We start from the raw sequence: 14,888 nt of genomic DNA on the forward strand, positions 1-14,888 counted from the left end.
ATGTGTCATCATATTCGTCGTCAGAAAACAAGTATTATGCCATTATTTCAATGAGTTATCTTTTTTTGTCGTGTACAAAGATAAATTAATAAAAATTAACTTTTGATTTATATGGAAATATAAATATACATTTACTTAAGTTGTTTAACCGCTAGAATGTATCTGCATAAAAATGTACCAAAGCGGGTTCAAGAATGAAATTAAAGAATATCGTATTTTCAATATTATTAAGTATGAGCGCAATTTCTTTAGCTCAAGCTGAGGATGTATCTTTTAGCCAAGAACTCGTTCAACAAGCAAAAAGCGGTGATGTGATTGCCCAAAATAATCTTGGAGATGCTTATTATTATGGAAATGATGTCGATCAAGATTTTGGTAAAGCATTAGAGTGGTTCAAAAAGGCGGCTGCAAAGGGAAATGCTGATGCACTTTTTTCCGTAGGGTATATGTATGACTATGGCGAAGGGACTGAAGAAGATAATCCCACAGCGTTAAAGTGGTATACACAGGCGGCACAAAAAGGGCAATTATACGCTCAGTATTATTTAGGTTTTTTATACCTCTATGGTGATGACGGCGTTAGTATTAATACTAAAAAGGGCTTGGAATGGATGACTAAATCTGCTGATGCGGGATTGGATCTTGCACAAGCTGAATTAGGTCATTTGTATAGTGATGGGAATGATGAAGTCGCTCAAGACCTTAAAAAAGCATTACATTACTATCAGTTAGCTGTAAAGCAAGATGAATCTTCAGCAATTAACAATCTTGGTATTTTCTATTTGGAAGGCAAAGCAGGCTTAAAGCAAGATTACAAAGAAGCTTTGCGTCTCTTTACTCTAGCCTCTAAAGCCGAAAATGGCTTAGGTTCGTCAAATATTGCTTATGTTTATGAGGAAGGTAAGGGCGTTGAAAAAAATTATAAAAAAGCTGCTGAATATTATGCACTTGCGGTAGAGCAGGGTGAAAATGAAGCATTGTTGGATTTGGCGCGTTTATATGAAAATGGCGGTTTTGGCTTAGCTAAGAATTTAAAGAAGTCGAAAGAGTATGAAGCGCAGTGGGATGAGTTGCAAACTGAAAAAAATTAATTTTTAAAATGTTATAAAAGCAAAGAAGTATAGGTGACTCTTTGCTTTTATATTTATCTAGAAATGAGAAAATTGACAAATTATTCAGTCTATTAAGACACTTGAGTAGAATAAATTTTCATATATCAGAAAAAGCATTTTAAAAAAGGAAGCGATTTTCTTCCTTTTTCATTACTAATTCTGCTTAACGCATTTTCGCCAAGAAACGGCTTAAACGATTAATTGCTTCACGTAGCTCATTTTCAGCAGGTAAGAACACCACACGGAAATGGTCTGGTGTTGGCCAATTAAAACCTGTGCCTTGAACCAATAAAACTTTCTCCGCTTTTAATAGATCTAACATCAGTTTTTCATCATCTTCAACTGGATAAATCTCAGGATCAAGTTTTGGGAAACAGTACATTGCTCCGTCAGGCTTAACACAACTTACGCCAGGAATCTCATTTAACATTTCCCATGCAATATTACGTTGTTCATACAGACGACCGCCTGGACGAATTAAATCATTGATAGACTGATAGCCACCGAGTGCAGTTTGAATTGCATATTGTGCTTGATGATTCGCACACAAACGCATTGAAGCAAGCATGTCTAAACCTTCAATATAGTCTGCAGCACGTGATTTATCACCTGTGATCGCCATCCAACCTGCACGATAACCAGCAATACGATAGGCTTTTGATAAACCATTAAATGAAATGCAAAGTTGATTGCCAGCCAAAGCTGCAACAGCAACATGCTCAATGCCGTCATAAACGATTTTGTCGTAGATTTCATCTGCAAACAAAATTAAGTCATGCTTTTTAGCTAAAGCAACAATTTGCTCCAATACATGACGTGGATAAACAGAACCTGTTGGGTTGTTTGGATTGATAATGACAATACCACGCGTGTTTGCTGTGATTTTGCTTTCCATATCGCCAAGATCAGGATACCAATAGTTTTCTTCATCACATTTATAATGAACAGCTTTACCACCAGAGAGATTGACTGCTGCCGTCCATAATGGATAGTCAGGCATAGGAACAAGCATTTCATCGCCATCGTTCAATAAACCTTGCATTGCCATCACAATCAGTTCCGACACGCCATTTCCAACATACACATCATTAACGTGCATATCAAAAACGCCTTTTTGCTGATAATACTGGCAAATGGCTTTACGCGCAGGGAAAATCCCTTTGGAGTCTGTATAACCAATCGCATTCGGTAGGTTTAATGCAACATCATTGATAATTTCTTGTGGAGCTTCAAAACCAAAAGGTGCAGGGTTGCCGATATTGAGCTTAATGATTTTGTGTCCTTGCTCCTCCATTTCATTGGCAGCGCGTAATACTGGTCCACGAATGTCGTAGCAAACATGCTCAAGTTTCGATGATTTCTTGATTTCACGATTTGATTGAGCAGAGTGGGATGTAACAGTATTTTTAGACATAGCTGGATTCACTTTTGCATATCGGTATAAATAACTTTTAAAGGTTTCGACACTTACCAAATCTAGATCATGTTGATCTCTAAGTAATTCAACAATTTTTTCATAGGTAAAACCTGATTGTTGATATTGTTTGATTGTTGGTAAGAGTTTTTGAAAAACCACACTTTTTTTCTGAGACATTTTTTGTCCTATACAACCGTGCCAAACAAGGATAACACTATCTTTGCTTACGAGAAAGATAGTTTTGTTAAAATTTGCTTACCTTTAAATTTAAAATTGCTTTCTTTTTGCTATTAAAAATTAATGCTTAAATTTCACTAAATTGTACGTTATGAGACTAGAGTTTTTGTTATGAATGGCGTAAATATAAAACCTGATCATCGAGATATTTTTAACATCAGAATAAAAGGTGTAGGTTATGGGAAAAGTCAATAAAACAGAGCGGGAATGGCAAAGAGAACTATCACCAGAAGAATATCGTATTACTCGTCAGAAAGGCACAGAACCAGCATTTACAGGGCAATATTGGAATAACAAACAGCATGGTATTTATGTCTGCCGATGTTGTGGTGCAGAACTCTTTTCATCTGAAACGAAATACGATAGCGGTTGTGGATGGCCAAGTTTTTATAGACCAATTGATGGTGTTGCAATAGAAGAACATGAAGATTTATCGCATGGTATGGTTAGAACGGAAATTGTCTGCCATGATTGCGATGCACATTTAGGTCATGTGTTTGAGGATGGTCCACAGCCGACAGGACTGCGTTATTGCGTGAATTCGGCATCATTACAACTTAAAACAGAAGAAAAGAATGACGAGGAAACTTATCCATGAGTAACATTTATCAGTTTGAAGCTGAATTGTTAGAGGGAGATATAAAGGCGCTCGCCGACTATAAGGGTAAGGTCATGCTGATTGTAAACACTGCAAGTAAGTGTGGTTTTACCCCACAGTTTGCAGGGCTTGAAAAACTCTATGAAAAATATAAAGCTCAAGGCTTAGAAGTTTTAGGGTTCCCTTGTAACCAATTTGGTGGTCAGGATCCCGGCACGAATAAAGAAATTGGCGCATTCTGTCAAAGAAATTATGGTGTAAGTTTTCCAATGTTTGCAAAGGTCGATGTAAAAGGTCCTGAAGCACATGTTATTTTTCGATTTCTAACGCGTGAAGCGAAAGGCATCTTAGGTAGTCGCAATATCAAATGGAACTTTACCAAGTTTCTTGTTGGGCGTAATGGCGAAGTTTTAGGCCGTTATGCTCCGACGACTAAACCAGATGCCTTAGAAGCAGATATTGAAAAAGCATTAGCAAAAAAATAATATTGAGCAACAAAAAAGACGGTCATTTGACCGTCTTTTTTGTTGGAATATTGCTTAAGACTGTTCAATTGATGTGAGCTTTGTTTTTCTAAAGCTGTGTAATTTACGGTTGATATCATCAATGAAGGTATAGACTACAGGAATAACCAATAACGATAAAAAGGTACTGGTAATTAACCCGCCAATAACAGAAATTGCCATTGGTGCACGGAAACTCGGATCTGTTCCGATACCCAACGCAATCGGTAGCATACCTGCGCCCATTGCTAGAGTTGTCATGATAATTGGGCGTGCTCGCTTATGGCAGGCATCCAACAACGCATTCAATCGAGAATAATCTTTTTCCTTTCTCGCGATAATTGCGTAATCGACCAATAGAATCGAGTTTTTACTTGCAATTCCCATTAACATAATCAAACCAATCAAACTTGGCATCGAGAAGCTACTTTTTGCTAAAAGTAAGAGTACGAATGCGCCACCGAGTGATAGAGGTAGAGCGACCAGAATAGTGATCGGTTGTAGGAAGTCTTTAAATAAAAGAACCAGAACAACATAGATACACAATACACCTGTCAGCATTGCCAAACCAAAGCTTGAGAATAACTCTTGCATGACTTCAGCATCACCAATATTGGTACGTTTAACTGTTGGTGGTAGGTTTTTCATGGTTGGAAGTTGGTCAACTTTAGCAGCAATATCACCTAACGGTTGATTATTCAGCTCGATATTAAAATTGATATTACGCAAACGATTGAAACGATCAATTTGCGATGGCCCACTTTCAATATTGACATCTGCAATCGTCCCTAACATCACAGGGCCGTGGCTGCCTTTGATCATCAAGCGTTTCATTAACTCCTGATCTTGGCGAGCAGCCAAAGGCAGTTTAATCACAACGGGAACTTGACGTTGAGATAAGTTTAATTTAGCCAAGTTTTGATCAAAATCACCAGCCGTGGCGATACGCAAAGTTTCAGCAATATCATAGGTGGTGACACCTAAATCTGCGGCTTTAGCAAAATCAGGACGAATGACCAGTTCAGGACGAATTAAAGCCGCGCTTGAAGTAATACTCCCAATATTTGGAATAGTGCGTAATTCTCGTTCAAGCTTACGTGCTGTAGACATTAAAGCTTCAGGATCATCACCTGAAAGAGCAAGTTGGTACTGACTATTATTTCCAGCTAGACCAACTTGTATTCGAGCACCCGGCAGTGGAGCCAAACGTTGACGAATTTGATTTTCAATCTCTTGTAAACTTGCACTACGATCAGAACGTCCAGTAATCTGAATGGTTAATGTGGCTTTTCTTGGTTCGCTTGAAGCACCACCTGAAAAAGGATCTGTTCCTGCTGCACCACCACCAATCGTTGTGTATATACTCTTGATTTCAGGATGATCTTTAATCAGATTGCGTGCGTATTCTGCTGTTTTTAAGGTGTCAACAAATTGCGAACCGGGTGCAAGCTCTAAACGAACTTGAGTCTGTCCTGTATCAGGTGGTGGAACGAAACCTGTTGGCAGTAAAGGAATCAGCATCACTGAGCCAACGAAAAAGGCAATTGCCCCAAATAAAGTGACCCAACGATGATTTAAACACCATGTGACTAAACGCATATAGCCACGCATGACACGTCCATCGTTGGCGCGATCTTTAGCTAGTTTTGTTGTACCATGATCTAGTTTTGATTGCTTATCTAAAGTTTCATCTTGCTTTTCAACTTGACCAATCCATGGTTTTAAAATGTAAGCAGACATCATTGGTGTAAGCAGGCGTGCAACTAATAGAGAAGCAAAAATTGCCAATGCAGCACTCCAACCGAATTGAACAAAGAACTTACCTGCAATTCCACTCATAAACGCTGTTGGTAAAAATACTGCAATTAACGTGAACGTAGTTGCAATGACTGCTAAACCAATTTCATCCGCTGCTTCCATTGCTGCTTCATACGGGGTTTTTCCCATTCGCAGATGCCGAATAATATTTTCAATTTCTACAATTGCATCATCAACCAAGATACCAACCACTAATGACATGGCGAGTAAAGTCACTGTATTTAGGGTAAATCCAAAGTAATACATCCCAATCAGGGCGGGTAATATAGACAGTGGTAGGGCAGTTGCAGCGATAATTGTTGCACGCCAATCACGTAAAAATAGCCAAACTACCAAGATTGCTAAAATTGCCCCTTCATAAAGAAGCGACATTGAACCTTTATAGTTGTCAGCAACGGGCTTAACAAAGTTAAATGCTTCGGTGATTTTAATGTCTGGATGTGCAGCCTTGAGTTTATCCAGTGCTTCAATTACACCTTTCTCAACATCAACCTCACTGGCACCCTTGCTACGGGTAATTTCAAAGCCAATCACAGGTTGTCCATTCAGCAATGCGGCAGAGCGTCGTTCTGCAATTCCATCACGAATAGATGCAACTTGATCAAGGCGAATATGGCGACCATCACTGAGCGCAAGATCTATTGCACCAATCTCTGCAGCCGTTTTGACGGTTGCAATAGTACGAATTGACTGTTCGCTGCCCCCAATTTTGGTTTGACCGCCTGAGGCGTCTTGCTGAATCAAGCGTAATTGACGGGTAATATCTGTAGCAGTTGCATTTAATGCCAGTAATTTTTCAGGGTCGAGTTCAACTTCAACTTGACGGGTAACACCGCCCACACGGGCGACTGCACCTACACCTTTAACCTGTAGCATGGCGCGGGCAATATCATAGTCCACAAACCATGACAGTGCCTCTTCATCCATTTTGGGAGACTGGATCGTATAGGTCAGAATAGGTGAGCCTGACAGGTTGATTTTACTGACAATTGGGTCACGTAAATCGGCAGGCAAGTCTGAACGCACCTGAGAAACCGCGTTGCGAACGTCATCAACCGCTTCTTGTAGCGGTTTTTCCAGTTGAAACTCTGCTGTGACCGTAACAACACCATCTTGAATATTGGTGTACTGATTCCTTAAACCTTGCAGGGTGGCAATCGAGTTTTCAATTTTACGGGCAACTTCAGTTTCCAGCTGTGGTGGTGCAGCACCTGGCAGGGCTGCGGTCACAGTCACCATTGGCAATTCAATATCGGGGAATTGCTGGATTTTCATCCATTTAAAACACATTAAACCCGTCAATCCCAGCATAATAAACAATAAAATGGCTGGAATGGGATTGCGGATTGACCAAGCAGAGAAATTCATTTTAATTCCCCTGTGTGGTCACAAGTTGTTTGGTCAATGGCGTATCAGGGATATCTTTGGCGACAGTGACTAAATCACCATCGGCAAGGAAGCCTGTGCCAGAGGCAACCAGTTTTACATTGGCAGGCAAGTCCAGAATCTCAACACGATCAGCCAAACGTCGCCCAACAGTCACTTTTTGCTGTGTCACACGGTTGTTGTTCCCCACAATAAATACATAGGCAAAGCCATCGCGTAGCAACAAGGCAGTTTGTGGAATAGTGAGTGCTGGTTTCTCACCTAAATCAAACTCACCTTTTACAAACATGCCCATCCGAACCGCCTGAGTGGCTGGCAAGTCAACATAAACCAAGCCATAACGGGTTTGTGGATCAATTACAGGGGCAATCATTCGAACCTTGCCTGTAATGGCAGGCTGGGCAGGGTCAGGCGAGAAAATACGCGCATTCATCCCTTGCTTGAGCTTATACAAATCCGAAGTGGTGACTTCCACGCGCCATTCCAGACGGTGATCCCGAATCAGGCGAAACAGTTCCTGTCCTGTTTGTGCTAGAGATCCAACCGTGGCAGTTCGTGCTGAAATAACACCATTATCAGGTGAAACCACTTGGGTTTGAGCTAGGCGTAATTGATTACTTTTAATTTGAGCTTTAGCTGCATCAAGACGAGCTTGTGCAGTCGCTTGTGAGGTTTGATATTGCGTGGATTCTTGAGCAGAAATTGCACCCGTATTTTTAAGCTGTTGAATACGTTTGTTATTGGTAATCGCATCAGCTAAAACAGCTTGCGCTTCAGCATAACTTGCTTGAGCTGCTGCGAGGTCAGCACGTATTGTTTCACTATTGATTTCAGCTAAAACTTGACCGCGTTTCACCTCATCACCGACATTGACATTGACGCGAGTAAGTCGTTGACCTGATAGCTCGCTCCCAATGACAACTTCTTGCCATGCCGCAATGTTTCCATTTGCAGTAAAGCTTTGTTTCCAATTTTGCTGTTCAGGTTGAACAACCGTCACCGTCAGGGCTGCTTTTTGCTCTGCTGAATTTGCCCCTTTGCGCTTTTCCATATTTGCTGAGTTTTTGGCTTTGTTTGTTTGCCAAAACATGATTGCAATAATTAAAAAAACAACAATGATCGCTAAAATAAACCAAATTTTTTTTTTAGTTTTCTGGGGAGTTTGAGAAGCCATCTTTCCATAATCGCCAAATATTGATGACCTAAGTATAGACGAAGATTTCAAGAGATGGTCAATAGTAAACTGACAGATGAAAAAATTAATAAAGGACGAGTTTCAACACAATCTAACAGGATGCGGCTTATAAAGTGATCACTCGCTATAATTTCAGATTGCTATAAAGGAAGTAAGCGATTAGTCACTACGCTTTTCATTACAATCGTTGAAGTAAGGCGCTGTACATTCGGTAAAGCAGACAGACTGTCGTCATAAAGTTTTTGAAAACTTGCCAGATCTTTGGTCACCACATGCAACAAATAATCAGGATTGCCAAACAGTCGCTGTGCTTGAATCACATTGGTAATTTCACTGACCTTTTCTTCAAAGCTAGACAAAGCCCGCTTATCACCATCTTTTAAAGTCACAAAAATAATTGCCGCAAAATTAAAGCCAATTTGAGATGCTTCAAGATCGGCATGATAGCCCTTAATGACCCCAGATTCTTCTAAAGCTTTCACTCGGCGATGACAAGGGGATAGACTTAAGCCTATTCTTTCAGCCAATTCGGTGATAGATAATCGCCCATTTGCCTGTAGTTCAGCAATAATTTTCTTATCAATACGATCCATTTGGAATAATCTACCTTTTAGTTTTGAAAACAAGCAAACATTTGGAATAACATTTTAAGCATTAAAGTCTATTCTCTCAATTCTATTTTCACCAAATGGTGAAAAATAACAATGATGAAGAGTAGGTGTCTGATATGGATCTAAGTGTAATTTTTGCTTTTTGGTGTGTTTCAATTTTATTTGTTTTAACACCGGGCGCAGATTGGGCTTATGCGATTCTAGCTGGCATAAAGGGGAAGTTTATTATTACAGCTGTTTCAGGGCTTGTACTGGGGCATTTTTTAGCGATTTTGTGTGTTGCAGCTGGCGTGGGCACTTTAGTTAGTCATTATCCAATTTTATTGACATCTTTAACGATTGTTGGGGCATGTTATTTATTGTGGATGGGAATAAGCTTGTTGATTCGACCAGCTACCATCTCAAGTACTGAACAGCAGATATCTGCGTTTGATTCAGCAAAGTCTTGGTTCGTTAAAGGTGTGGGAATTAGTGGGTTAAATCCAAAAGTTTTATTGCTCTTTTTTGCACTATTACCGCCATTTATTCACCCAAATTTGCAATTTTCAGCTACAGCTCAGATCCTTTCTTTAGGTATTATTCATCTAATTAGTTGCGCGATTGTTTATGTATTGGTTGGAATCGCAGCGAAGAAATTATTAAGTACACGACCTCAAGCTGTAAAAATAGTCAGTCGTATTTCGGGGAGCTTAATGATTTTGATTGCCACCATATTGATGATTGGACAGCTTTCATAAGTTGCTGAAGAATCCATGCTTTGACATAGATTCTTCAGATATTTTATTGATTAAAGAATTGCTTTTAGTCGTTTTACCACTTCTTCACACTGTGCTAAATCTGCGACGAGTGCCATCCGAACGTGTCCTTCGCCCGGATTACCTTGTTCGGTATCACGAGATAAATATCGACCTGGTAACACCTTAATATGGGCTTTTTCCATCAACATTTTCGCAAAAGTTTCATCATTATCAACTTTTAACCAATAATAAAAACCTGCATCAGGTTTTTGTAACGGTAGTAAATGTCCTAATTCTGTTTGGAATAAATCAAATTTAGCACGGTATTGTTGACGATTTTCTTCTACATGTGCCTCATCATTCCATGCCGCAATCGAAGCCAATTGATGTTGAACAGGCATCGCAGCGCCGTGATAGGTACGATATTGCAAATAAGGTTTTAATAATGCTGCATCACCCGCAACAAAACCAGAACGCATACCCGGGAGGTTTGAACGTTTAGAAAGGGAATGGAACACGATACAGTTTTTATAGTCATCGCGTCCCAATTCAGCACAAACTTCTAAAAGCCCAATCGGTGCTTCATCAAACCATAACTCTGAATAACATTCATCAGAAGCAATCACAAAACCATATTGATCAGAAAGTGCAATCAACTTTTTGAATTGCTCTTTTGAAAGTACAGTACCTGTTGGATTACCCGGTGTGCAAACGAATAATAATGCTGTTTCTTCCCATACTTCCGCAGGCACGGCATCAAAGTCGCCTAAATAACCATTTTCCTCGGTGCAGTTGATAAAGTAAGGCTTTGCACCTGCCAATAATGCAGCACCTTCATAAATTTGATAGAACGGATTTGGCATCACGATATACGGTGCATCTTCGCGTTTAATTAAGGCTTGCACAAAAGAAAAGATACCTTCACGTGTACCAGAAACAGGCAAAATATGTTCTTCTGCACTAATATGGTTCAGTTTGAAACGATTGCTCAGCCATTGTGCAATACTTTGGCGCAGTTCAGGTTGCCCTTTACTATTAGGATAAGTCGACAAATGTGCAAAATTATCAATGATTGCTTGTTTAACGAACTCTGGTGCAGGATGTTTTGGTTCACCAATTGATAATGGAATCAATGGTAAATTGGCAGGTTGCACATTTTTAAAAAGTTGATTTAACTTTTCAAAAGGATAGGGATGCAATAAAGACAAGCTGGAGTTCATTTAAACAATTACCCAAAATAAGCGTTATAAGTCTCCAAAGATACGACATGATCATCATACCCAAGGGGGATTCAGGGGATTTTAAGATGGATTACAAATTTGATTCGATGCTTCATCTAAAGCTGCTTTGAGCGTTTCCGCAAAAGCTTTCACCTCTTCATGGGTGAGTAATATACCGTTTTTCTTTGTCACAAAGAAAATATCTTCTGCTCTTTCACCCAGTGTTGCAATTCTAGCGGAGTGAATATCCAGTCCTTGTAGCATAAACAAGGCGCCAATCCGAGCCAAGAGACCCGGTTGATCGAGCGTTGAGATTTCAACCATATGTTGCTGTAAAGTTGGGTTGAGTACGATATCCACGGTATTTTGCACATCGAAATGACGTAAATGGCGTGGAATACGGCGTTGCATAATACCCGGATATTGATCTGAATGGCTGAGCGCATCTACAAGTGCAGCTTTGACTTTGCGTTCACGCTCTGGATCGGTAAGCAATGTGCCAAAACGATCCAGTACCAAATATGTGTCCAAGCTAAATGAAGTACTTGCTGTGATAATTCTGGCATCCTGAACATCAAGGTTCATCCGATCCAGTACCGCTACCGTGGTGGCAAACAGGTTAGGCTGGTCACGGGTATAAATAAAGATTTGCACCGCATCATCTGCGGCATTACGATGTGCGCGGAGTAAAACCAACGGTTCAGGGTTGTCGCCGTGCTGTAGAATCGCCTGAGTGTGCCATGCAATCTCATTGGCAGACTCCTTGACAAAATATTCATCACCGAGTTCTTGCCAGACTTTTTCTACTTCGGCGAGCGAGAAGTCGTTGACCAGTAATTCACTGGCTGCAAACTTGGTGTCCTCAATCAGCATCTGATAATCCACTGGACGACCTAAGCCTGAACGAATGACATCTCGAGCATAGGTATACAACTGGCGCATAAGAGAAGCACGCCATGTATTCCAAAGTTTAGGATTCGTGGCATTAATATCAGCGACCGTCAAAGTGTATAGATAGTCTAAATGTTCCATATCACCGACTTTTTCGGCAAACTCTTTGACTTCATCTGGATCAGAAATATCTTTTTTCTGTGCAGTAAGGGACATGAGTAGATGATTGTTAATCAACCATGCTACAAGTTTACATTCACGTTCAGTAAAACCATGCTTGCGACAGAACTCGATGGCATCTAATGCCCCTAATTCACTATGATCGCCGCCACGACCTTTCGCAATATCATGGAAAATTGCTGCCATATAGACAATATCGTGACGCGCAATACGTTGGAATACTGAACTCACCACAGGGAATTCTTTAGCGAATTCAGGTTCTTTAAAGCGACTTAAGTTTCTGAGTAATAATAAGGTGTGTGCATCTACCGTGTAGATATGGAACAGATCGTACTGCATTAATCCTGTAATCTGTCCAAACGAAGGAATGTAGTTCCCTAGTACGCCATAACGTTTCATCGCCACCATCGTGTCATATAAGTGCGGTGAGCGAATAATTGACATGAATAATGCTTGATGTTCTGGATTGTCCCTGAAACGTTGATCAATTCGTTTTGCTGCGAGCACAAGAAGACGCAAGGTGCGAGCACGAATGCCTGTAATTTCTGGTCGATTGGCTAACAGATAGAATAGTTCTAAAATTGCACTCGGTTCTTCAGAAAATACTTTGTGATGCTGAACAGCGAGTTTACCGTCTACAATTTTAAAGCGGTCATTAATGTCGATAATTTGGCGTTCATAATCAGGCAGACGAGGGGTAATGACTGATTCATTGAAGTAAGCAAGTAACATCTCATTCAGCGTTGAAACTTGTTGCGCTGTTCGATAATAACGCTTCATGAATTGTTCAACTGCAAAGTTCACAGGTTGACCTTCTTCACGAACATAACCAAATTTTGCTGCTATATCTCTTTGATATTCAAATAATAAGCGATTCTCATCTCGTTTAGCGATACGATGCAAATGGGTTCTAATCTCCCATAAGAAACTTTCAGCTTCTTCCAGCACGCCTAATTCAAATTCAGTAATAAAGCCTAAGTGAACTAAATCATAAATACGATTGACACGGAAGTGACGTTTGGCAATCCAACCAATCTGATTAATATCACGAATACCGCCAGGTGCATTTTTGATATCTGGTTCTAAATTGCTTTCAGTATTATTGTGTTGAGCGTAGCGCTTGGTCTGTTCCGCCATTTTGGCATCATAGAACGTTTTATCTGTCCATGTTTGGGCGACAATACGACGTGGCCATTTAGTCAGTTGTTCATTGCCTGTAATTAAACGTGCTTCGATTAAAGTTGAAGCAACAGTTAAATCATTTGCTGCTTGTTCAACACAGTTTTGAATCGTACGAACGCTAATTCCAGGTTTAAAATTACCAACATCCCATAAGGATGAAATAAAAGTTGAGATCAGTTTTTCTTGTTCTTCGCTGATTTCATCTTCAGATAAAATCATGATGTCAGTATCGGAATATGGCAGCATTTCGCGACGACCATATCCTCCGACCGCAAATAAACCTAATTCAGTTTTATTTAATTCAGCATGATTCCATAAAAAGACTAAGGCCTCATCAATCGAGTTTGAACGAGCCTTAATCACTTCACGAATGGCTTGCCCATTTTCATAACTCTCTTGTAATTGCTTTTCTACATCTGTTCGCCATTGATTAATGGCTTTAATATCATGATGACTGGTGACATAGTTCAGCAAAGGAGATGTATTGATCATGAAAATGGGTCTACTCAATTTAAGTTAAGAGTTTGTGTGTACGCTCACTTGGTCAGCAGCTTGTTGCGCTAATTCACGTGCTTGGTCTGTTGTTTCAGCGCGTGCTGTTGCAACTCCCATACGGCGACGTTTAAAACCTTCAGGTTTACCAAATAAACGTAAGTCAGTATTCGGATTGGCTAAAGCAAGATTCAAGCCAGCAAAGCTGAGGTTGTTCGCATCCACACCTGCATAAATCACGGCACTTGCAGCAGTACTATGGCGAGCTGTATTCACAGGTAAACCTAAAATAGCACGCGCATGCAATTCAAATTCGCTTTGGAATTGAGAAGCTAAAGTTACGAGACCCGTATCATGTGGGCGAGGGGAAACTTCGCTGAACCAAACTTTATCGCCTTTGATAAATAGTTCTACCCCAAAGATACCACAGCCACCTAATGCAGTTGTTGCTTTGTGTGCGATACGTTTAGCTTCTTGTAAGGCAGCAGCAGTCATTGGTTGAGGTTGCCAGCTTTCGACATAGTCACCCGCATCTTGACGGTGTCCAATCGGATCACAGAAATGGGTTTCGATTTCGCCAGTCTTAGGATTTTTTGCACGAACTGTTAATAAGGTGATTTCAAAATCAAAATCAATTTGTGATTCAATGATCACGGTACCTTGATTCACACGACCGCCTTGCATCGCATATTCCCACGCGGCATCAACTTCATCAAAGCTTTTAACGCGAGACTGACCTTTACCCGATGATGACATCACTGGCTTTACAAAGTTTGGATAACCGATGTCGTCACAGGCTGCACGAAAGCTTTCTAAAGTACTGGCAAAGCGATAAGCGGATGTTGGTAGACCGAGTTCTTCAGCAGCTAAACGACGAATTCCTTCGCGGTTCATTGTGAGATTGACTGCTTTAGCTGAAGGAATAACAGTTGCTGTTTGGCTTTGTTCAATTTCTACAAGTACTTCAGTTGCAATCGCTTCAATTTCAGGAACAATCAAATTGGGTTGAATTTTTTCAATGAGTTGTTTTAATTCAGTTGGATCAGCCATATTCAATGTATAAGAAAAATGTGCAACTTGCATGGCTGGTGCATGATCATAACGATCTGCGGCATGAACTTCGACACCTAAGCGTTGTAAAGAAATCACAACCTCTTTACCTAGCTCTCCAGAACCTAACAGTAAAACCTTAAATGCAGAAGATTGAAGTGGAGTTCCAAGAGTGACGCTCATGCGTGTAATCCTATCCTGAGTAATTTGTGGTTAAGCATAGCAGAACTTTTTGATGAATTAAGCTTGCCTGATACAA

General features: G+C 40.3%; 11 protein-coding genes. 4 read left to right on the top strand and 7 right to left on the bottom strand.

What is annotated here, in order from left to right; all coding sequences use genetic code 11:
• Positions 1-194: 194 nt before the first annotated feature.
• Positions 195-1,091, top strand: a complete 897-nt coding sequence (locus CDG56_RS07170; protein ID WP_087547408.1) for an SEL1-like repeat protein — start codon at positions 195-197, stop codon at positions 1,089-1,091.
• Between the two features lie 184 nt (positions 1,092-1,275).
• Here the strand turns inward: CDG56_RS07170 and CDG56_RS07175 are convergent, their stop codons facing one another.
• Complete coding sequence (locus tag CDG56_RS07175; protein WP_087547409.1) at positions 1,276-2,706, bottom strand: pyridoxal phosphate-dependent aminotransferase; 1,431 nt, start codon at positions 2,704-2,706, stop codon at positions 1,276-1,278.
• 238 nt (positions 2,707-2,944) lie between these two features.
• Between CDG56_RS07175 and msrB the strand changes: the two genes are divergently transcribed.
• Together msrB and CDG56_RS07185 are read left to right on the top strand one after the other, a co-directional pair.
• Positions 2,945-3,364 carry a peptide-methionine (R)-S-oxide reductase MsrB gene (gene msrB / locus CDG56_RS07180; protein WP_087547410.1) on the top strand — a complete coding sequence of 140 codons (420 nt, stop codon included), beginning with the start codon at positions 2,945-2,947 and terminating at the stop codon, positions 3,362-3,364.
• Complete coding sequence (locus CDG56_RS07185; protein ID WP_087547411.1) at positions 3,361-3,849, top strand: glutathione peroxidase; 489 nt, start codon at positions 3,361-3,363, stop codon at positions 3,847-3,849. Before msrB ends, CDG56_RS07185 begins: the two co-directional genes overlap by 4 nt.
• A 54-nt stretch (positions 3,850-3,903) precedes the next feature.
• Here CDG56_RS07185 and CDG56_RS07190 read toward each other — a convergent pair whose 3' ends face one another.
• The 3 genes from CDG56_RS07190 to CDG56_RS07200 all read right to left on the bottom strand — a co-directional run bounded on the left by CDG56_RS07190 (position 3,904) and on the right by CDG56_RS07200 (position 8,859).
• Entirely contained in the window at positions 3,904-7,053 is a 3,150-nt protein-coding gene (locus CDG56_RS07190) for an efflux RND transporter permease subunit (RefSeq protein ID WP_087547412.1), read from the bottom strand.
• 1 nt (position 7,054) lies between these two features.
• Positions 7,055-8,245, bottom strand: coding sequence for an efflux RND transporter periplasmic adaptor subunit (locus CDG56_RS07195; protein ID WP_087547413.1), 1,191 nt, complete (start codon positions 8,243-8,245; stop codon positions 7,055-7,057).
• Between the two features lie 161 nt (positions 8,246-8,406).
• Entirely contained in the window at positions 8,407-8,859 is a 453-nt protein-coding gene (locus CDG56_RS07200) for an Lrp/AsnC family transcriptional regulator (protein ID WP_087536207.1), read from the bottom strand.
• 134 nt (positions 8,860-8,993) lie between these two features.
• Between CDG56_RS07200 and CDG56_RS07205 the strand changes: the two genes are divergently transcribed.
• Positions 8,994-9,614, top strand: a complete 621-nt coding sequence (locus tag CDG56_RS07205; protein WP_087547414.1) for a LysE family translocator — start codon at positions 8,994-8,996, stop codon at positions 9,612-9,614.
• Between the two features lie 50 nt (positions 9,615-9,664).
• Here CDG56_RS07205 and dapC read toward each other — a convergent pair whose 3' ends face one another.
• The 3 genes from dapC to purT all read right to left on the bottom strand — a co-directional run bounded on the left by dapC (position 9,665) and on the right by purT (position 14,821).
• Positions 9,665-10,834 carry a succinyldiaminopimelate transaminase gene (gene dapC, locus CDG56_RS07210; RefSeq protein ID WP_087547415.1) on the bottom strand — a complete coding sequence of 390 codons (1,170 nt, stop codon included), beginning with the start codon at positions 10,832-10,834 and terminating at the stop codon, positions 9,665-9,667.
• 81 nt (positions 10,835-10,915) lie between these two features.
• Positions 10,916-13,579, bottom strand: coding sequence for a [protein-PII] uridylyltransferase (glnD, locus tag CDG56_RS07215; protein ID WP_087547416.1), 2,664 nt, complete (start codon positions 13,577-13,579; stop codon positions 10,916-10,918).
• A 24-nt stretch (positions 13,580-13,603) separates the two neighbouring features.
• Complete coding sequence (purT, locus tag CDG56_RS07220; protein WP_171295127.1) at positions 13,604-14,821, bottom strand: formate-dependent phosphoribosylglycinamide formyltransferase; 1,218 nt, start codon at positions 14,819-14,821, stop codon at positions 13,604-13,606.
• Positions 14,822-14,888 lie beyond the last annotated feature (67 nt).

The sequence above is a fragment of the Acinetobacter sp. WCHA39 genome (assembly GCF_002165385.1).
Taxonomy (GTDB): Bacteria; Pseudomonadota; Gammaproteobacteria; order Pseudomonadales; family Moraxellaceae; genus Acinetobacter.